Origin of the sequence: uncultured Clostridium sp., from assembly GCF_934754915.1 — a bacterium.
GTDB lineage: Bacteria > Bacillota > Clostridia > Clostridiales > Clostridiaceae > Clostridium.
Genome location: NZ_CAKVKB010000057.1, coordinates 1 through 21,282, shown reverse-complemented (window position 1 = coordinate 21,282; position 21,282 = coordinate 1). Strand labels below are relative to the sequence as shown.

The following is a 21,282-nucleotide window of genomic DNA, read 5'->3' as shown; positions in this document are numbered from 1 at the left end:
GAATAGGAATTAACATATAAATGTATTCTTTAATTTATAAAATATATTTTATAGTTGAGAAAATTAAATAAATGTCATATGTCATTGGAGGAAATAATTTTTAGATAAGCCTATAACTATAAAATTTCCTGACTGGGAGGGAATTGTAATTAACTAGATATAATCTTGAATTTGAGAAATTTTTATAAATAAAAGGAAATAATAATTTATATTAATGAACTGATTTAAATGACATAGATTATTATTTCCTTTTATATTTAGCTTTTCAAATGAACTTTATACTTAAATTTATCTGCTCGTGCAATACTTACAGTATATTCAACTATAATATTATTTTCATAAGAAATTCGTTCTATTTTTAGTCCTGGATTTCCTTGAGGAACATTTAAATATATGCTTTCAATCTTGTTTATAAGTATACTTTCAAGAATTTCATCAGCAGAGGAAATTTTTATATTAAATTTATTTTCTAATACATTGTACATGGAATTTTCTGTTAATAGTTCTCTTGTTAATCCTTCAAATTTATCATAAGGAAGATAAGTTATTTCATACATGTGAGGTATATCATCTGCAAGTCTTAATCTAATAATTTTAAAAACAAGAGAGTTTATTTTTAAATTTAGTTTGTTAATAATCTTATGATCTGGCTCAATTATTTCAAAAGCCAATAATTTAGAGCTTGGAATTTTATCAAGTTTTTTCATTTGGTCAGTAAATGAAGATACATTTGTTAAATCAAGTGCAGCTATTTTAGGAGAAACAAAATTGCCCTTTCCTTGAACCTTATAAATATATTTTCTTTTTTCTAATTCATCTAATGCCTGTCTTACAGTAGTTCTGCTTACATCATATCTTAGACATATATCTCGTTCTGAATCAAGCTTGTCATCTTCCTGCATAGAGTGTTCTATTTTGTGAATGAGTATATTCATCAGTTGTATATATAGTGGCGTTTTCGAATCTTTATCTATTTTATTGTCCATTACAAAATACACCTCTCTCAAATTAATCTAATTAATTATAGTATTATTTAGCACTAAAAATCAATTTACCATGTATTTATTTTGTAAGAATTAAATACATGTGTTTTGAAATGTTTAATTTTTATATAAAGTTGTAATTACCAGTTTTGCATAAGAATTTTTATAATATAATAATAAATAAATAATTATAAAAAAGCAATAACTCAGTGATATTAGTAGGTTTTAGCGATAACCTATAATAAAATATATAAATATACTTGAAATAATATTGGTATGCAGATATAATAATATTAAAGAAGTGGTAATTACCAGTTTGGCAAGATGAATTAATATTATTAATAAATTAAGGAGGATAAAATATGATTATTAAAAATTGCAGAATTATTTATCTAGATAAGATAGAAGAAGGCAGTGTATTAATTGAAAATGGGAAGATAAGAGAAATAAATCCTAAAGATTATCAAGGTGAAGAAATTGTAGATGCAAATGGATTATATTTATCACCTGGTTTTATAGATATTCATATTCATGGAGCAGGAAATTGTGATACTATGGATGGCACTGTAGAATCCATAAATACTATTTCAAAAGCAATAGTAAAACATGGAACAACATCATTTGTACCAACTACAATGACTCAGTCTGTTGAAGATATTAGAAAAGCATTAGATGCAATAAAACAATGCATTATTACAGGAACTAAAGGAGCAGGTGTTTTAGGAGTACATTTAGAAGGCCCATTTGTAAGTAAAGAAGCATTAGGAGCTCAAAATGAGAAATATCTTTTAAATCCAAGTGTTTCTAAATATAAAGAAATTGTTGAAGGATATGAAGATGAAATTATTAGTATAACAATTGCACCAGAAGTTTATGGAGCTGAAGAATTGGTTAGATACATAGCAAAAACGGGTGTAATCTGTTCAACAGGACATACAAGGGCTACTTATGAGGAAACTATTGATCATATAGAATGGGGAGTATCACATGCAACTCATTTATATAATGCAATGACTCCATTTAATCATAGAGAAACTGGTGTTATAGGAGCAGTATTTACTAGTGATATAACAGCAGAAGTTATATGTGATGGTATTCATGTTTCATATCCAGCATTACAAATTGCATATAAGCAAAAAGGTGTTGATAAATTAATTTTGATTACTGATGCAATGATGGCATGTTGCATGGAAGATGGAATGTATACCCTTGGAGGACAGGATGTTATAGTGAAAGATTGTGCAGCAAGACTAAAAAATGGAGCTTTAGCTGGTTCTGTTCTGACATTGGATAAAGCAGTACGAAATATATATAAGGAACTAAATATTCCATTGTTTAATGCAGTCAGAATGGCATCTTATAATCCAGCAGTACATTGTAAAGTTGATAATCATAAAGGAATGATAAAAGAAGGATATGATGCAGATTTAATATTATTTGATGATGATATAAATATAAAAAAGGTATTTATATCAGGAGAAGAATTAACAAATTAAATTTGATTATTATAGAGAATAGTGAGATCTCAGAATTGAAAAAATAAAAAATGGACTAAATAATTAAGGGAGGAATTATTATGAAAATATTAGTTGTAGAAAATTATGAAAAGATGAGTGGGGTAGCTGCAAATATTATAAAAGAGACAATGGAAAGAAAGCAAAATGCAGTTTTAGGATTGGCTACTGGAAGCACTCCTATAGGAATGTATAAAGAACTTATAAAAATGAATAATAATGGTGAAATAGATTTTTCAAAAGTTTCAACTGTGAATTTAGATGAATATGTGGGCTTGACTGGAGAAAATGATCAAAGTTATAGATATTTTATGGATAATAATTTATTTAATCATATAAATATTAATAAAGATAAAACTTTTGTTCCAAATGGAATGGAAGATGATTATGAAAAAGAATGTAAAGAGTATGACAAAAAAATAGAGGAGCTTGGAGGAATTGATATTCAAGTTCTTGGAATAGGGGCAAATGGACATATCGGATTTAATGAACCTAATGATGTTTTGGTTTATGGAACACATAAAGTAAAATTAGCAGAAAGTACTATAAATGCAAATTCTAGATTTTTTAATTCTATAGAAGAAGTGCCAAAGTATGCAATTACAATGGGTGTGGGAATGATAATGCATGCAAAAAAGATAATTTTGATGGTTAAAGGAAAAGATAAAGCTAAAGCTGTTAAACAATTGATTGATGGAGAAATAACAACTCAAAATCCATCAACAATGTTACAATTACATCAAGATGTAACTGTAATTGTAGAAAAAGAAGTTTATGATTTGATTTAAAAAAATAAATATTGTAAATAATTCATGTGAGTATTATCATAATATATATGGAAAGATTTATATATTTGCACTAAAAGTATAATTAAAATATAATCAAGCAGAAGAGATATAGAGTGCTAATAATTTTAGAGGAAGTGGTTAAATCTTGATGATTAATACTCACAAAATTATGGGTGAGAATATTTTAAAGTATGCAAATAGTAAAAGCGTTTATTTGATTAATAAGAACCGATTTATTTGGGGAAACATAAAACCTGATTGTACACCTAAATATAAAATGAAGAAACATTATTATGCTGAAAGTATTGACATGATAATTGAAAAAATAGTGAATTTATCTTCTCTTACATTAGAAGAAGTGTATTATGATGTGAAGCTGGGAAAATTTTCAGAGGAACTTGGAGTAGTATGCCATTTTTTATGTGATTTTTTCTGTGCACCACATTATTATAGATGGGAATTTAAAAGTACTAATGCAGTAAAACAGCATATGATGTATGAACAAAAATTGGCTAAATTTTGTAAGAATTATAAACCTGCAAAGATTATAAATACAAATGTAACTAAGAAAAATGTTAAAGAATTTATTGAAGAACTGCAGAATCAATATAATGGAACGATAAGTTATTATAATGATTTGGTATTTTCATATTATGTATGTGATAGTATCATAAATATGATTCTTAATAATGTATTTAAAAATAAAGCACTATCAAATAAAAATGTAGTTTTGTATAAAAATAAGAATATAGTATAGATTGAAATTAAAAATGGCTGTTTTAAAATTTATTTTGCTTTTTGAAGCATATGATTTTAAAATAGTCTTTTTATATATAAAATGGAAATTTGAATTTTATGTATACATAATTTTTAAAGACATTAGTAATCATATAAATATATTAAGTTAAATTGTTTAGAAAATTATAATATTTAACACAACAAATAGGAAACTTTGTTAAAAATAAAGCAAGGTTTTTTAAGAAAATATTTTAATGTTGATGTGCAATAAAAATTTTATTAGGATATTTTTGTTTATAAAATTACAATTTTTAAGTTTCATATGAAGTATATAAGTATGGCATTATTATTAAACATGGAGTATAATATGATGGTATATATTTTATAGTTAGTAAAGATATAAAAATCTCAATAAAAGATTTTTATGATATGTTATATGAAATACTATAATATACAAAATTTTAGACTTGTGTTTATTTTAGGATAATTAAGTATAAATTGTAAGATGGATTGTTAAAAATTATACTAAATAAGGAGAAAATAGGATGGAGAAGAATAAAAATATATCTATGGCAGTTATTAAAAGATTGCCAAAGTATTACCGATATCTCGGCGAACTTAAAAGAAATGAAGTAGATAGAATTTCTTCAAAAGAATTGGGAGAAAAAATCGGATTTACTGCATCTCAAATTAGACAAGATTTAAATTGCTTTGGAGATTTTGGACAGCAAGGATATGGATATAATGTAACAGAATTATATAATCAAATAAAATCTATTTTAGGATTAGATAGAGGATATCAAGCAGCATTAGTTGGTGCAGGAAATATAGGTCAGGCAGTATCTAATTATTCAAGATTTGAAGATCTTGGATTTAAAATCAAAGTGATATTTGATGCTAATCCTAAATTAATAGGAATGAAAATAAGAGATGTAGAAATTCAAGATATAGATGAAATGAGAACAATAGTAGAAAATGAAGGAATAGATATTGGTATAATCTGTGTTCCAAGAAAAAATGCTCAAAATGTAGCTGATGAACTGATTAAAGGCGGAGTAAGAGCAATATGGAATTTTGCACCTGTGGATTTAGTGGTGCCGGATCAAGTAAAAGTAGAGAATGTTCATTTAAGTGAAAGTTTAATGACCTTGATTTATTTATTGAATGAACAAGATAATTAAAATAAAAAAGCATTTGAAGGAGATATAAATACTTCAAATGCTTTTTTGTTTTATGATTTATTTAATGAATAAGATATACACATATACTTAGAAGATTAAAATTATATTTCGAATTCATCTGATATATAAAAATATCAAAGAAATTTTAAAAAGATTTGATACTTTATTTTAAATCATTAATTTCAATCTCCAATATATAATTTTAAATATTGGAAGCTGAAATTAATTTTATTAAGAACTTTAATAAATACTTTGAATAAAAAACCTATATATAATAAATATATACCCATTATGAAATATAAAGAATCTATAAAAAAAATGCTCATAAATGGTAATATTTTATTGCAAAAAAATTAACAAAGTATTATAATTTGATTATGGAGCGTGGCTCCAATTATTTTGTCTGTATTTGTTAATATTATAACAAAATGTTGAATTTAATATTATTCAAAATGGTTAGAAGATTAAAAATTAATATAATTCGAAGGGGGATCCTAGTATGGAATTAGAAAATGTGATTCTTGAAAAAGAAGGACATTTAGCGATTGTTACAATTAATAGACCTAAAGCTTTAAATGCTTTAAATTCTGCCACTTTAAAAGATTTAGATACAGTATTAGAAGATTTAGAAAATGATAATAATGTTTATGCTGTTATCTTAACTGGAGCTGGAGAAAAGTCTTTTGTAGCTGGTGCTGATATAGCTGAAATGAAAGATTTAAATGAAGCTCAAGGAAAAGAATTCGGAGAACTTGGAAATAAAGTATTTTTAAGATTAGAAAATTTAAATAAGCCTGTTATTGCAGCAGTACAAGGATTTGCTCTTGGAGGCGGATGCGAAATATCTATGGCATGTGACATAAGAATAGCATCTGATAAAGCATTATTTGGACAACCTGAAGTTGGTTTAGGAATTACACCAGGATTTGGTGGTACTCAAAGATTAGCTAGAATAGTTGGTTTAGGTAAAGCTAAAGAAATGATATATACAGCTCAAAACATTAAAGCTGATGAAGCTTACAGAATTGGCTTAGTTAATAAAGTAGTTCCATTAGAAGAACTTATGAATGAAGCTAAGAAAATAGCATCAAAAATTATAGCTAATGCACCAGTTGCAGTTAGATTATGTAAAGATGCAATCAATAGAGGAATGCAAGTTTCTATAGACAAGGCAGTTATGATAGAAGCTGAAAATTTTGGTAAGTGCTTTGCAACTGAAGACCAGACAGAAGGAATGTCTGCTTTCTTAGAAAGAAGAAAAGAAAAGAACTTCCAAAATAAATAATTTATAAAATAGGTACAAATCCATTACAGATTTATATATATGTTATCAATGTAATTAACAAGGAGGGTAATTTTAATGAATTTCCAATTAACTAGAGAACAAGAATTAGTACAACAAATGGTTAGAGAATTCGCAGTAAATGAAGTTAAACCAATTGCTGCAGAAATCGATGAAACTGAAAGATTCCCAATGGAAAATGTTAAAAAAATGGCTAAGTTAGGTATGATGGGTATTCCATTCTCTAAAGAAGTCGGTGGAGCAGGCGGAGATGTTCTTTCTTACATAATCGCAGTAGAAGAATTATCAAAAGTTTGTGGTACTACAGGAGTTATACTTTCAGCTCATACTTCTTTATGTGCATCAGTAATTGATGAAAATGGTACTCCAGATCAAAAAGCTAAATATTTACCAGACTTATGCTCAGGTAAAAAAATAGGTGCTTTCGGTTTAACTGAACCAAATGCTGGTACAGATGCAGCAGGACAACAAACTACTGCAGTTTTAGATGGAGATCATTATGTATTAAATGGATCAAAAATATTCATAACAAATGGTGGAGTTGCTGAAACTTTCATTATTTTTGCTATGACTGATAAGAGTCAAGGAACTAGAGGAATTTCTGCATTTATCGTAGAAAAAGATTTCCCTGGATTCTCAATTGGAAAAGTTGAAAACAAGATGGGTATTAGAGCATCTTCTACAACAGAATTAATCATGGAAGATTGTATCGTACCAAAAGAAAACTTAATTGGTAAAGAAGGAAAAGGATTCAAGATAGCTATGCATACTCTTGATGGTGGTAGAATTGGTATCGCTGCTCAAGCTTTAGGTATTGCTGAAGGTGCTTTTGAAGAAGCAGTCGCTTACATGAAAGAAAGAAAACAATTTAAGAGACCACTTGCTGCATTCCAAGGTTTACAATGGTATATTGCAGAAATGGATGTTAAGATTCAAGCTGCTAAGCATTTAGTATATAAAGCTGCAATGAACAAACAATTAGGTCTTCCTTATACTATTGATGCTGCAAGAGCTAAATTATTTGCTGCTGAAACTGCTATGGAAGTTACAACTAAGGCAGTTCAAATATTCGGAGGATATGGATTCACTAAGGAATATCCAATGGAAAGAATGATGAGAGATGCTAAGATAACTGAAATATACGAAGGAACTTCAGAAGTTCAAAAGATGGTTATTTCAGGAAACATTTTAAAGTAGGAGGCAATTAGATAATGAATATAGTAGTTTGTTTAAAACAAGTTCCAGATACAACAGCTGTAAAAATAGATCCAAAAACTGGTACATTAATAAGAGATGGTGTTCCAGCAATAATCAACCCAGAAGACAAACATGCTTTAGAAGGAGCTATTCAACTTAAAGAACAAGTTGGTGGAAAAGTTACTGTAGTAAGCATGGGTATCCCAAATGCTAAAGCAGCACTTAGAGAAGCTTTATGTATGGGTGCAGATGAAGCTATACTTTTAACTGATAGAGCACTTGGAGGAGCTGATACTTTAGCAACTTCAAAAGCATTAGCAGGTCTTATAAAGACTTTAGATTATGATTTAATATTTGCAGGAAGACAAGCAATCGATGGAGATACTGCTCAAGTTGGTCCAGAAATTGCTGAACATTTAAACATTCCTCAAGTAACATATGTTCAAGGTGTTGAAGTTAATGGTGATACATTAAAAGTTAACAGAGCATTAGAAGATGGACATCAAATAGTTGAAGTTAAGACTCCATGTCTTTTAACTGCAATTGAAGAATTAAATGAAGCAAGATATATGAATGTTGCAAGAATATTCTCTACTTCAGATGATGAAATAAAGATTATGACTGCTGCTGACATAGATGTACCTGTAGAAGAATTAGGTCTTAAGGGATCTCCTACAAAGGTTAAGAAGTCTATGACTAAAGAAGTTAAAGGTGCTGGAGAAGTTGTTAAGGAAGCACCAAAGGAAGCAGTTGCTTACGTTTTAGGAAAATTAAAAGAGAAACATTACATCTAATCACAAGGGAGGATAATTTATTATGAATATAGCAGATTATAAAGGCGTTTGGGTCTTCGCTGAACAAAGAGAAGGCGAATTACAAAAAGTATCTTTAGAACTACTTGGAGAAGGTAGAAGACAAGCTGATAAATTAGGAGTTGAATTAACAGCTGTATTATTAGGAAACAATGTTGCAGGTTTAGCTGATACTTTAGCAAAGCACGGAGCAGATAAAGTATTAGTTGCTGAAGATAAAAACTTAGAACATTATACTACAGATGCTTATACAAAAGTTATCTGTGACTTAGTAAATGAAAGAAAACCAGGAATCTTATTTGTTGGTGCTACATTTATAGGAAGAGATTTAGGACCAAGAATAGCTGCAAGATTAAGCACAGGACTTACAGCTGACTGTACTTCAATTGATGTTGAAGTTGAAAGTGGAGCATTATTAGCTACAAGACCAGCATTTGGTGGTAACTTAATGGCTACAATTGCATGTCCAAATCATAGACCTCAAATGGCTACTGTAAGACCAGGAGTATTTGAAAAAGTAGATTCTGATGCAAGCAAATGTACAATTGAAAAAGTTTCAGTAAACTTAGCTGACAGCGATATAAGAACTAAAGTTGTTGAAACTGTTAAGACTATGAAAGATATAATAGATATATCTGAAGCTAAGATAATAGTTTCTGGTGGTAGAGGAGTAGGTTCTAAAGAAAACTTCGCTTTACTAGAAGAATTAGCTAAAGTATTAGGTGGAGTTGTTGCTGGATCAAGAGCAGCAGTAGAAAAAGGATGGATAGAAAATGCTTACCAAGTTGGACAAACTGGTAAAACTGTTAAACCATCAATCTATATAGCTTGTGGTATTTCAGGAGCTATCCAACACGTTGCTGGTATGCAAGATTCTGATATGATTATTGCTATCAATAAAGATGAAACAGCACCAATATTCCAAGTTGCTGATTACGGAATAGTTGGAGATGTTAAGAAGGTATTACCTGAATTAATCGCTCAAGCTAAAGAATTAGTTGAAGCATAATAATTATATATAGAAAATAGTAGTGGATTTTTAGAACGGATTTTAATTAGTTTTTAATTTGAATAGCATAAAGAGTTATGCCTGATATTGATTTAATCAAAACATCGGGCATAGCAATTATGGAACACAATTTGATATTTTAGGAGGAATTTATCCATGAAAAAGGTATTTGTACTTGGTGCAGGAACTATGGGTGCTGGTATTGTACAAGCATTTGCTGCTAAAGGTTGCGAAGTAATCGTAAGAGATATAAAAGACGAATTTGTTGAAAGAGGAATAGCTACAATAACTAAATCTTTAACTAAATTAGTATCTAAAGAAAAGATAACTGAAGCAGATAAAGAAGCTATACTTTCAAGAATTTCAGGAACAACTGATATGAAATTAGCTGCAGATTGTGACTTAGTAGTTGAAGCTGCTGTTGAAAATATGAAAATCAAAAAAGAAATATTTGCTGAATTAGATGGAATCTGTAAGCCAGAAACTATCTTAGCTTCAAATACATCTTCATTATCAATAACTGAAGTTGCATCTGCAACTAAGAGAGCTGATAAAGTTATAGGAATGCATTTCTTTAACCCAGCTCCAGTTATGAAATTAGTTGAAGTTATCAGAGGAGCTGCAACTTCTCAAGAAACTTTTGATGCTGTTAAAGCAATATCAGAAGAAATTGGTAAGACTCCAGTAGAAGTTGCTGAAGCACCAGGATTTGTTGTAAACAGAATCTTAATTCCAATGATTAATGAAGCTACTTTCATTTTACAAGAAGGTGTTGCAAAGGTTGAAGATATCGATGCAGCTATGAAACTTGGAGCTAACCACCCAATGGGACCTTTAGCTTTAGGTGACCTTATAGGATTAGATGTATGTTTAGCTATCATGGATGTTTTATATAATGAAACAGGAGACAGCAAATATAGAGCTAGCAGCCTTTTAAGAAAGTATGTTAGAGCTGGATGGTTAGGTAGAAAGTCTGGAAAAGGATTCTATGATTACTCTAAATAATATTTATAGACAATAATATCCAAATTTAATTAATGACTGTTGTATTGAAGATTTTAATTAGGATATTTAGTATTATTTCTTAGAGATAAAATACTAAATGTTATATGATTTAATCTTTGTGCAACAGTCTTTTTATTTTACATACATATTTATGTTAGAATTTTTTTATGAAGAAGCTGATAAGCGGAATAATTTTTGCAATATAAGAAAATTTGAATTTTATAAATGCTTATATCTAAGTTATTATTCATTTTTAAATATTTTTTGTAAGATTTTGAAACCCTAAATAGAGTCATTAATGTTAATTAATAATTATGTATAGTGTTAATTATTATAGTTATGATAATATTTGATATATAGTGAGAATAATATATATGTATTAAATTTAGAATACCAATTATAATAAAATTATTAATTATGTATTAATATATATATGTTGCAATTGACAATAAAGGATGAAATTTTTGCATTTATCAGATAAACTTTAAATGTGATTTTGCAACATATATTTATAAAAATGATTAAATATAAGGATAGAGAAAATGAAAAGGAGTATGGAGTATATGGATTACCAAAGAATAACAGTTTATGATGAATATATTGTCATAGAGGGTGTTAAAAATTTTAAATTAAAACAGACTTTTGAATGTGGTCAATGTTTTAGATTTGAAAAAATAAGTGATAATAATTATATAATTGTAGCGTTTGAAAGAGTAATCGAGCTTAAGGAAGATGGAAATAATATTAAAATATACAATTCAAATGAAGAAGATGTAAAGAATATATGGATTGATTATTTTAATTTAAAAGAAGATTATTCAATGATTAAAAATGAATTGTCACATGATGATTTATTGAAAAAATGTGTTGAATTTGGACCTGGCATAAGGATTTTAAATCAGGATTCGTTTGAAATGTTAATAAGCTTCATTATTTCAGCAAGGAATAGCATACCATCAATAATGAAAACAATAAATAAAATATCTGCTAAATGGGGGAAGGAAATTGAATATAAAGGGAAAATTTATTATACATTTCCTACAGTAGATGAAATAAAATATGCTTCATTAGAAGAAATTCAAGAAACAGGTGCATCATTTAGAAGTAAGTATATTATAGATACAATTTCTAACGTTTATAAGAGCTGTGAAGCTAAAAGAAAAGGCAGTCTTGAAGAAATAGAAGAATTTAAGAAATATGATTTGGAATATATAAAAAATCTTAATGATGATGAATGTCATATAGCTTTGCAGGAATTTAAGGGAGTCGGATCAAAAGTGGCAGATTGTATCATGTTGTTTTCAATGAAAAAATATTCTGCATTTCCAGTTGATGTATGGGTTAAAAGGGCGATGATCTATTTTTATGGTGCTGAAGATGCTTCATTGAATAAAATAAGAATATTTGCAAGAAATAAGTTTAAAAAACTTTCAGGTTTTGCACAACAATATCTGTTCTATTATGCAAGAGAAAATAAGATAAAAATAGATTAAAAGTGTGAAAAAAGCCATGATAATAATGAAAAGTCATGGCTTTTTTAAGATAAATATATATTAATAGAATCTAACAGCTTTTTCTAACTCTGCGGGATTTTTTTATTGGTACATTAGAATTAGCAGGAACATTTTTAATAAATTTTAAATATTTTTTTATTTTTAGATCATTTTTTATACGGTCTAAAGAATTAAAACGAGATGCTAATTCTCTATTAGTGAATAATGCATGAATTGCAGAATGACAAGTTTGACATAGCTGTATTACATCGGTATCTAATTTTTTTCCACCTTTTTCTAAGGGGATTAAATGATGTTTTGTAACAAATGAAACATTTCTTTTACATAATTCACATGTATAATATTGCTCCATTAAATCCTCCTCACATATATTTTCCAATTAACAATATATAACTGATAATTTAAAATTATTTATAAAATCTTTGTAAGATTTCTTTAATTATTATGTAGTTTTATTGTTGTGATGTATATATATAAATAAACTTTTATAAAATAATTATAGCATAATTATTTTATAAAACAAAAAGAATAGAGGATAATTGGCATATAAATTTACAAAATATGGTATAATTATAAAGCTATGAATTGTGTTAGAGGTGATTGAATGTTTCAATTTGAAGATGAACTGTTTAGATTAAAACATGAAGTTTTGACTAGGGTAGCTATTCTTGCAAAACAGAATAATCTAACAAAAGAAGCAATGAAAAACATTCCGTATGAAATGATAAAAGGGGATAAGCCTAAATATAGAGACAATGTTCAAAGAGAAAGAGAGATATTATTAGAAAGGATTAAACTTGCATGTGGATATATTCCTAACAGAAAAAATAATGAAGATTTAGTTGATATATCTGAAGAAAAACAGATTCTATATACAATAAAAGCTGCATGTGATAGATGTCCCATTAAAAGATTTGAAGTTACAGATGCATGTAGAAATTGCATTGCACATAGATGTAAAAGTGTATGTAATTTTGGTGCAATAAGTTATATAAATGGTAGAGCACATATTGATTCAACAAAATGCAGAGAATGTGGAATGTGTAAAAAAGCATGTCCATATGATGCCATTGCAGAGGATATGAGGCCATGTAAAAAGACATGTCCTACAGGAGCAATACAATTTAATAAAGATGATTTATCATGTGAAATAAATGAAAATAAATGTATAAATTGTGGATCATGCATGGCAGCTTGTCCTTTTGGAGCTATTGAGGATAAAAGTTGTATAGTTAAAGTTGTGAATGAACTTATGTCTGATGGTAATGTGTATGCAATAACAGCGCCAGCAATAGGTGGGCAATTCAATATAGATGTAAAATATGGACAAATTAAAGATGCGATATTAAATTTGGGATTTAAAGACATGATTGAAGTAGCATGTGGTGCTGATGCTGTTGTAATACATGAAGTTAATGAATTTATTAACCGTTTAAATAATGGCGAATTATATATGACTAATTCATGTTGTCCTGCATTTTTAAGTTATATTGAAAAAATGTTTCCGAGCCAGAAAGGAAGAATATCAAAAACTGTATCTCCCATGGTAGCAACAGGAAGGTATATAAAGCTTAAAGACCAAAATGCAAAAGTGGTATTTATAGGTCCATGTACAGCTAAGAAAAATGAGATTATGTTAGAATCTGTTAAGGATTCTGTAGACTATGTAATAACATTTGAAGAATTATTTGCATTATTGGATGCATTTGAAATAGATATTGATAAGTGTAATGATATTGAGGTTAATGATGCATCTATATTAGGAAGAGGATTTGCAGCTGAAGGTGGAATTATTAATGCAATTGAAGGATATATTAAAGAAATGGGGCTGGAAATTGAATTTAACCCTATAAAATCATCTGGAGGAATAGAAATAAAAAAAACTATGACAATGGCTAAATCAAATAAATTAAATGGAAATTTTATTGAGGGAATGATGTGTGAAGGAGGATGCATAAATGGTCCATCTAAATTAATTTCTATTAAAAAAGGAAAATATAGGCTGAATAAAATAAATAAGCAAGGGAAAATAGAAAATATTTCATCTAATGAAAAATTAAAAGAGTTTGATAATGTAAATTTGAAAAAATAATAATGTATATTTCAAATTTTTTATTATATAAACAAATTACTTTCAGTAATAATCAATATGTTTTTGATTGTTAAAAAATTTATGTTTTAGCGTTGAAATGATATTAAATTAAAATTTTTAGAAAATGAAAGAAAGCGTGAGCATATAGAACATAATTTAAAATAAACAGTAATATTTAACTTAAAACAGGATATAATATTAGAAGTAATGTTTGAATTATATGGATATAAAGGATATTATAATTATATTAGCACTCGATAGTGATGAGTGCTAATAATGGAAATAAAAATAATTATAATAATCATAGATATTTTTAAGGAGGGTTTTTCATGAACATTAAACCACTTGGTGAAAGAGTAGTAATTAAAAAATTAGAGGCAGAAGAAAAGACTAAAAGTGGAATAGTCTTAACAGGAAGTGCTAAGGAAAGACCACAAGAAGCAGAAGTAGTTGCAGTAGGACCTGGAGCTTTAGTTGATGGAAAGAGAGTTGCCATGGAAGTTAAAGTTGGCGACAAAGTTCTATATTCTAAGTATGCTGGAACAGAAGTTAAGGTTTCTGGAGAAGAATATACTATATTAAAACAAGAAGATATATTAGCAATAGTTGAATAGAAATAATGATATGACATGTTATTGAATAGCTTAAATTTGATTAAGAGGAGAGTGTTATAAATGGCTAAAATGTTAAAATTCGGAGAAGATGCAAGAAGAGCTATGCAGGTTGGCGTAGATAAATTAGCAGATACAGTTAAAGTTACTTTAGGACCAAAAGGAAGAAATGTTGTTTTAGATAAAAAATTTGGTGCACCATTAATAACAAACGATGGTGTTTCAATTGCAAGAGAAATAGAATTAGAAGATCCATATGAAAATATGGGAGCTCAATTAGTTAAAGAAGTTGCAACTAAAACTAATGATGTTGCAGGTGATGGTACAACTACTGCAACATTATTAGCTCAAGCTATAATAAGAGAAGGATTAAAGAATGTAACAGCAGGAGCTAATCCAATATTACTTAGAAATGGTATAAAGGTTGCTGTTGAAAAAGCAGTAGAAGAAATTAAGAAGATTTCTAAGCCAGTAGAAGGAAAAGAGGATATAGCTAGAGTTGCTGCTATTTCTGCTGCAGATGAAGAAGTAGGTCAATTAATTGCTGATGCTATGGAAAAAGTAGGTAATGAAGGTGTTATTACTATTGAAGAATCAAAATCAATGGGAACTGAATTAGATGTAGTTGAAGGTATGCAGTTTGATAGAGGATATGTATCTCCTTACATGGCTACAGATACAGAAAAAATGGAAGCTGTTTTAGATAATCCATACATCTTAATTACAGATAAGAAGATTAGTAACATACAAGAAATATTACCTATACTTGAAGAAATAGTTAAGACAGGAAAGAAACTATTAATTATTGCTGAGGATATTGAAGGCGAAGCAATGGCAACATTAGTAGTTAATAAATTAAGAGGAACATTTACTTGTGTAGCTGTTAAGGCTCCAGGATTTGGTGATAGAAGAAAAGAAATGTTACAAGACATAGCAATCTTAACAGGTGGTACTGTAATTTCTGAAGAATTAGGAAGGGATTTAAAAGAAGTTACTTTAGATATGTTAGGAACTGCTGATAGTGTTAAAGTAAATAAAGAAAATACAGTTATAGTTAATGGCAAGGGCGATTCAACAGCAATTAAGGAAAGAGTTGCTCAAATCAGAGCTCAAATAGAAGAAACTTCTTCTGAATTTGATAAAGAAAAATTACAAGAAAGATTAGCTAAGCTTTCTGGTGGAGTTGCAGTAATCAAAGTTGGTGCAGCTACTGAAACTGAATTAAAAGAAAAGAAATTAAGAATTGAAGATGCATTGAATGCTACAAAAGCAGCTGTTGAAGAAGGTATAGTAGCTGGTGGTGGAACTGCTTATGTTAATGTAATCAATGAAGTGGCTAAATTAACATCTGATGTTGCAGACAGTCAAGTTGGTATCAATATAATTGTTAAGGCATTAGAAGAACCAGTAAGACAAATTGCTGTTAATGCAGGAGTTGAAGGCTCAGTAATAATTGAAAAAGTTAAAAACAGTGAAGCTGGTGTAGGATATGATGCTTTACATGATGAATATAAGAATATGATCAAAGCAGGAATTGTTGACCCAACTAAGGTTACTAGATCAGCTCTTCAAAATGCTGCATCAGTAGCATCTACATTCTTAACAACTGAAGCTGCTGTAGCTGATATTCCATCTAAAGAACCAGCAATGCCAGCAGGTGCTCCAGGAATGGGAATGGATGGAATGTACTAAAATAAATAAAGATTTATATAAGTTTTATTATTAACATTATATAAAACCAGTAGGTTTATAAAGATATTAAGACCATAAAAGGAAAATAATCCTTTTATGGTCTTTTTTGTGTATAAAAATTCACAGATAAGGAATAATTAAGATAATATGTTCGATTGATAAAATTTGTTATTTATATTAATAATTTTTACAGTTAAAAAACTAATGTTGATTGATACATATATTTTAGAAAAATAATACATAAGGGAGGTTTTTAAGTGAATAGATTTTATAGAAAGAGAAAAAAGAAAGGATTTACTTTAGTTGAATTAGTTGTAGTAATGTGTATAATAGGCATAATAGCAGGTGCTTTAATTCCAAGCATAAGTGGATATATTAGGGAAGCAAAAAAATTGAAGGTGCTTGATCAAAGCAGAAGTGTTGTTATGGCTGTTGAATCATATAATTTAAAAAATAAATCAGAAATTTCAGGAAATATGACTGTAAATAATATAAAAAATAAAAGTGGAATAGATAAGTATTTAAAAGATGTAAAATTAGATAATTTAAGTGAAGGAACTACTGTTAAAGATTGCTATGCTATTGTTAATGGAGCAGAATTTGAAATTAATGATAAAACTGAAAAACTTACAAAAGTCCTAGGTGATGGAAAAGAATCTGATTCTAAAGATAGAATTGAAAATTAAAAAAGAAAATATTAATAAAAATTGATATAAAATTTAATAGTTTGAATAAATCATATTATGGATTATATATGTTTAAAATAGAAAAAATTCATAAATAAGAATGATTTGATTTTAAAAAGAAAAATAAAATTTTTAAAATGCAATTTTTATGTCAAATTTATTGACTTTATTTTTTACATACATTATAATAGGTTTAATTCAAAGATACGGCACATTAAAAACTCATATATACCCTGGATAAGGCAGGGAGTATCTACCGGAAACCTTAAATTTCTGACTATGAGTGATATTAATATAGTATGATATTAATTTATCATAAGCATATTAAAATCACTTAAAATGATTAATGTGCTTTTTTTATACCCAAAATCACAACAAAAAATGCAAGAAAAACATTCAAATATCTTTTAAAATGCAATTAATTATTCAAAATAGGGAGGAAATATAAATGGCAAAGATTGTTAAAACAGCTTATACTTTTGATGACGTATTATTAATGCCTAATAAGTCAGAAATATTACCAAGGGAGGTAAGCACTAAGACTCAATTAACAAAGAAAATTGCTTTAAACATACCTTTAATGAGTGCAGGAATGGATACAGTAACTGAATCTAAAATGGCAATTGCTATGGCAAGAGAAGGCGGAATTGGAATTATACATAAAAACATGACAATAGAACAACAGGCTAAGGAAGTTGATAAAGTTAAGAGACAAGAAAATGGTGTAATTACAGATCCAATATTCTTATCAGAAGACCATCTTATTCAAGATGCTGAAAATTTAATGGCTCAATATAGAATTTCAGGTGTTCCTGTTACTAAAGATGGAAAATTAGTTGGAATAATTACAAACAGAGATATAATATTTGAAACAGATTTTCAAAAGAAAATTTCTGAAGTAATGACAAAAGAAAACTTAATAACTGCAAGTGAGAAAACTACAGTTGAAGAAGCTAAGGAAATTTTAAAGAAACACAAAATTGAAAAATTACCTTTAGTAGATGATGAAGGAAACTTAAAGGGACTTATAACAATGAAAGATATTGAAAAAGTTAAAAAGTTCCCAAATGCTGCTAAAGATGAAAAGGGAAGATTATTATGTGGTGCAGGTGTAGGTGTTACTGCTAACATGATGGAAAGAATAGATGCTTTAGTAAAAGCTCAAGTTGATGTTATAGTTCTTGATACAGCTCATGGACATTCACAAGGAGTTTTAGAAGCAGTTAAAAAGATTAAAGCTGCATATCCAGATCTTCAAGTTATTGCTGGTAATGTTGCTACTGCTGAAGCAGTAGAAGACTTAATAAAAGCTGGTGCAGATTGTGTTAAAGTTGGTATAGGACCAGGTTCTATTTGTACAACAAGAGTTGTTGCAGGTGTAGGTGTACCACAATTAACAGCTGTTATGGATTGTGCTGAAATGGGAAGAAAATACGGAATTCCAGTAATTGCTGATGGTGGTCTCAAATATTCAGGAGATATAGTTAAAGCTTTAGCAGCTGGTGCATCAGTAGCAATGCTTGGATCATTATTTGCAGGATGTGAAGAAGCTCCAGGAGAAATGGAAATATATCAAGGAAGAAGTTACAAAGTATACAGAGGTATGGGATCACTTGCAGCAATGGAATGTGGTTCTAAGGATAGATATTTCCAAGAAGGAAATAAAAAATTAGTTCCAGAAGGTGTAGAAGGAAGAGTTGCATATAAAGGATTAGTATCTGATACTATATTCCAATTAATTGGTGGTATTAGATCAGGTATGGGATATTTAGGTTCAAAAGACTTAGATACATTATATGAAACTGCAAGATTTGTAGTTCAAACTGGTGCTGGATTAAGAGAAAGTCATCCACATGACATTAACATAACTAAAGAAGCACCAAACTATAGTGTACAACAATAACGAATATTAGAGCTGATTTATAAATAAATGTTAATAAAAAGTTGAAAAGAATATTTATTTAAGTAATAATAGTATATATTAAGAACTTTTTAGGAGGAAACTATGAAAAAAGAGTTAATTTTAGTTATTGATTTCGGTGGACAATACAATCAATTAATAGCAAGAAGAGTAAGAGAATGCAATGTATATTGTGAAGTTCATCCTTATACTTTAAGCGTTGAAAAAATAAAGGAAATGAATCCAAAGGGAATTATTTTCACAGGTGGACCAAACAGTGTATATGGTGAAGATTCTCCTCTATGTGATAAAGCTTTATTTGAAATAGGAGTACCTATTCTTGGTATATGCTATGGTTCTCAGCTTATGTCTCACATGCTTGGAGGTAAAGTAGCAACAGCGCCAGTAAGTGAATATGGAAAGACAGAAGTTGAAGTAAATACAGATTCAAAAATATTTACTGATGTATCATCTAAAACAATATGTTGGATGAGTCATACTGATTACATAGAAAAAGCACCAGAAGGATTTAAAGTTACAGCAAAAACTCCTGTATGTCCAGTTGCTGCTATGGAATGTGAAGAAAAGAATTTATATGCAGTTCAGTTCCATCCAGAAGTAATGCATACACAAGAAGGAACTAAGATGCTTTCAAACTTTGTATATAACATATGTAAATGTGCTGGTGACTGGAAGATGGATTCATTTGTGGAAAAGACAATTGAAGAAATCAGAGAAAAAGTAGGAAATGGTAAAGTTTTATGCGCTTTATCAGGTGGAGTTGATTCGTCAGTAGCTGCCGTATTACTTTCAAAAGCAGTTGGAAAACAGTTAACATGTGTGTTTGTTGACCATGGTTTACTCCGTAAAAATGAAGGTGATGAAGTTGAAGCTGTATTTGGTCCAGAAGGAAATTATGACTTGAATTTCATACGTGTAAATGCACAAGAAAGATTTTATGAAAAGTTAGCTGGTGTAGAAGATCCAGAAACTAAGAGAAAGATAATTGGTGAAGAATTCATAAGAGTTTTTGAAGAAGAAGCTAAGAAAATTGGTGCTGTAGATTATCTTGTACAAGGTACTATTTATCCAGATGTAATTGAAAGTGGTCTTGGAAAATCAGCAGTTATAAAATCACACCATAATGTTGGAGGACTTCCTGATTATGTTGATTTTAAAGAAATAATTGAACCTCTTAGATTATTATTTAAGGATGAAGTTAGAAAAGCAGGATTAGAACTTGGTATACCTGAAAACTTAGTTTACAGACAGCCATTCCCAGGGCCAGGACTTGGTATTCGTATAATTGGTGAAGTAACAGCTGAAAAGGTAAGAATAGTTCAAGATGCAGATGCAATATATCGTGAAGAAATTGCAAATGCAGGACTTGATAAAGAAATTGGTCAATACTTTGCAGCGTTAACTAATATGCGTTCAGTTGGTGTTATGGGAGATGAAAGAACTTATGATTATGCTGTAGCTCTTAGAGCTGTAACAACAAGTGATTTCATGACAGCAGAATCAGCAGACCTTCCTTGGGAAGTACTTGGAAAGGTAACAACTAGAATAGTAAATGAAGTTAAGGGTGTAAACAGAGTATTCTATGATTGTACAGGTAAGCCACCAGCTACTATTGAGTTCGAATAAGTTGAGAAGTCGAAGAAACCCAGTGTTTATGCGGGTTTGCGGACTTTTGAAAGGTCTTTTGATAACAAATTGATAACAGTTATGCAAGTGCGATTATTCTTACTGTCAAGTGGTTTATAAGTGATAGAATGATTTTAAATCGGCTTGTGTGACTGTAATAAATCCATATTAGAAACGCCCTTAGCTGTGGGTAGTAACTCATGGCTAAGGGCGTTTTTGTCGTCTTTATCAGTCTTTGGGAAGTCGGTCTTTGAATGCTTCAACTAAGGAATCGCTTAATTCCTTAGAGGGAATTTCCGCCCAATGCTGCGTAGTGTCAAATTTCGGATAATTGTACCGCCATTGGTCGTAGGTTTCCTTGTTGATTTCTTCAGCAGAGAGCTTTGCAGCCTGTTCCTGCCAAGCTGTGAGCATTTGCAGCAGTTCTTCAGCGGCTTTGCTTTTGTCCTTGCTGACCTTTAAACAGATTTCACCGCCTGTTTCACTGATGGTAAGACCGTAAATATCCTCAAGTGTATAAATGTCAACATTAAAATGGTTCTTTCCAACGTTAATTGATTTTATTGTAATACTCTAAAGTTAAAACTTTATTTTTTAAAGTATTAAAACT

General features: G+C 29.2%; 18 protein-coding genes and 1 riboswitch. Of the genes, 16 read left to right on the top strand and 2 right to left on the bottom strand.

What is annotated here, in order from left to right:
* Window positions 1-257 precede the first annotated feature (257 nt).
* Window positions 258-986: a GntR family transcriptional regulator gene (locus Q0F58_RS10280; protein ID WP_294375958.1), complete on the bottom strand. Its 729-nt coding sequence runs from the start codon at window positions 984-986 to the stop codon at window positions 258-260.
* Window positions 987-1,345: 359 nt separating this feature from the next.
* Here Q0F58_RS10280 and nagA point away from each other — a divergent pair, with 359 nt between their 5' ends.
* From nagA to Q0F58_RS10230, 10 genes are all read left to right on the top strand, one after another.
* Complete coding sequence (nagA, locus tag Q0F58_RS10275) at window positions 1,346-2,479, top strand: N-acetylglucosamine-6-phosphate deacetylase (RefSeq protein ID WP_294375956.1); 1,134 nt, start codon at window positions 1,346-1,348, stop codon at window positions 2,477-2,479.
* Window positions 2,480-2,559: 80 nt separating this feature from the next.
* Window positions 2,560-3,285, top strand: a complete 726-nt coding sequence (gene nagB / locus Q0F58_RS10270; RefSeq protein WP_294375953.1) for a glucosamine-6-phosphate deaminase — start codon at window positions 2,560-2,562, stop codon at window positions 3,283-3,285.
* 148 nt (window positions 3,286-3,433) lie between these two features.
* On the top strand, window positions 3,434-4,042 hold the full coding sequence (locus Q0F58_RS10265; RefSeq protein WP_294375951.1) for a zinc dependent phospholipase C family protein: 609 nt from the start codon (window positions 3,434-3,436) through the stop codon (window positions 4,040-4,042).
* Window positions 4,043-4,568: 526 nt separating this feature from the next.
* Window positions 4,569-5,204 carry a redox-sensing transcriptional repressor Rex gene (locus Q0F58_RS10260; RefSeq protein ID WP_294375948.1) on the top strand — a complete coding sequence of 212 codons (636 nt, stop codon included), beginning with the start codon at window positions 4,569-4,571 and terminating at the stop codon, window positions 5,202-5,204.
* 499 nt (window positions 5,205-5,703) lie between these two features.
* Window positions 5,704-6,489, top strand: a complete 786-nt coding sequence (locus tag Q0F58_RS10255; protein ID WP_294375945.1) for a short-chain-enoyl-CoA hydratase — start codon at window positions 5,704-5,706, stop codon at window positions 6,487-6,489.
* A gap of 75 nt (window positions 6,490-6,564) precedes the next feature.
* Window positions 6,565-7,704 (top strand): acyl-CoA dehydrogenase, encoded by a 1,140-nt coding sequence (locus tag Q0F58_RS10250; protein WP_294375942.1) that lies wholly within the window; start codon window positions 6,565-6,567, stop codon window positions 7,702-7,704.
* Between the two features lie 14 nt (window positions 7,705-7,718).
* Entirely contained in the window at window positions 7,719-8,498 is a 780-nt protein-coding gene (locus tag Q0F58_RS10245; protein ID WP_294375939.1) for an electron transfer flavoprotein subunit beta/FixA family protein, read from the top strand.
* Between the two features lie 22 nt (window positions 8,499-8,520).
* Window positions 8,521-9,525, top strand: a complete 1,005-nt coding sequence (locus Q0F58_RS10240) for an electron transfer flavoprotein subunit alpha/FixB family protein (RefSeq protein ID WP_294375935.1) — start codon at window positions 8,521-8,523, stop codon at window positions 9,523-9,525.
* Between the two features lie 156 nt (window positions 9,526-9,681).
* Window positions 9,682-10,530 carry a 3-hydroxybutyryl-CoA dehydrogenase gene (locus Q0F58_RS10235; protein WP_294375933.1) on the top strand — a complete coding sequence of 283 codons (849 nt, stop codon included), beginning with the start codon at window positions 9,682-9,684 and terminating at the stop codon, window positions 10,528-10,530.
* A gap of 563 nt (window positions 10,531-11,093) precedes the next feature.
* Window positions 11,094-12,023 carry a DNA-3-methyladenine glycosylase gene (locus Q0F58_RS10230; protein WP_294375930.1) on the top strand — a complete coding sequence of 310 codons (930 nt, stop codon included), beginning with the start codon at window positions 11,094-11,096 and terminating at the stop codon, window positions 12,021-12,023.
* Between the two features lie 70 nt (window positions 12,024-12,093).
* Here Q0F58_RS10230 and Q0F58_RS10225 read toward each other — a convergent pair whose 3' ends face one another.
* Window positions 12,094-12,396, bottom strand: a complete 303-nt coding sequence (locus Q0F58_RS10225) for an HNH endonuclease (protein WP_294375927.1) — start codon at window positions 12,394-12,396, stop codon at window positions 12,094-12,096.
* 252 nt (window positions 12,397-12,648) lie between these two features.
* On the opposite strand from Q0F58_RS10225, the gene Q0F58_RS10220 reads away from it, so the two are divergent.
* From Q0F58_RS10220 to guaA, 6 genes are all read left to right on the top strand, one after another.
* Window positions 12,649-14,136, top strand: a complete 1,488-nt coding sequence (locus tag Q0F58_RS10220; RefSeq protein ID WP_294375925.1) for a 4Fe-4S dicluster domain-containing protein — start codon at window positions 12,649-12,651, stop codon at window positions 14,134-14,136.
* Between the two features lie 329 nt (window positions 14,137-14,465).
* Window positions 14,466-14,750 carry a co-chaperone GroES gene (gene groES, locus Q0F58_RS10215; protein ID WP_294375923.1) on the top strand — a complete coding sequence of 95 codons (285 nt, stop codon included), beginning with the start codon at window positions 14,466-14,468 and terminating at the stop codon, window positions 14,748-14,750.
* 60 nt (window positions 14,751-14,810) lie between these two features.
* Window positions 14,811-16,439 (top strand): chaperonin GroEL, encoded by a 1,629-nt coding sequence (gene groL / locus Q0F58_RS10210; RefSeq protein ID WP_294375921.1) that lies wholly within the window; start codon window positions 14,811-14,813, stop codon window positions 16,437-16,439.
* A gap of 257 nt (window positions 16,440-16,696) precedes the next feature.
* Window positions 16,697-17,125 carry a type II secretion system protein gene (locus Q0F58_RS10205; protein ID WP_294375919.1) on the top strand — a complete coding sequence of 143 codons (429 nt, stop codon included), beginning with the start codon at window positions 16,697-16,699 and terminating at the stop codon, window positions 17,123-17,125.
* Between the two features lie 202 nt (window positions 17,126-17,327).
* Window positions 17,328-17,425: riboswitch (purine riboswitch) on the top strand.
* Between the two features lie 148 nt (window positions 17,426-17,573).
* A complete protein-coding gene (guaB, locus tag Q0F58_RS10200; protein ID WP_294375917.1) occupies window positions 17,574-19,028 on the top strand; it encodes an IMP dehydrogenase in 1,455 nt (484 codons plus the stop codon).
* Between the two features lie 102 nt (window positions 19,029-19,130).
* Window positions 19,131-20,672: a glutamine-hydrolyzing GMP synthase gene (gene guaA / locus Q0F58_RS10195; RefSeq protein WP_294375913.1), complete on the top strand. Its 1,542-nt coding sequence runs from the start codon at window positions 19,131-19,133 to the stop codon at window positions 20,670-20,672.
* The last annotated feature ends 610 nt before the right edge of the window (window positions 20,673-21,282 follow it).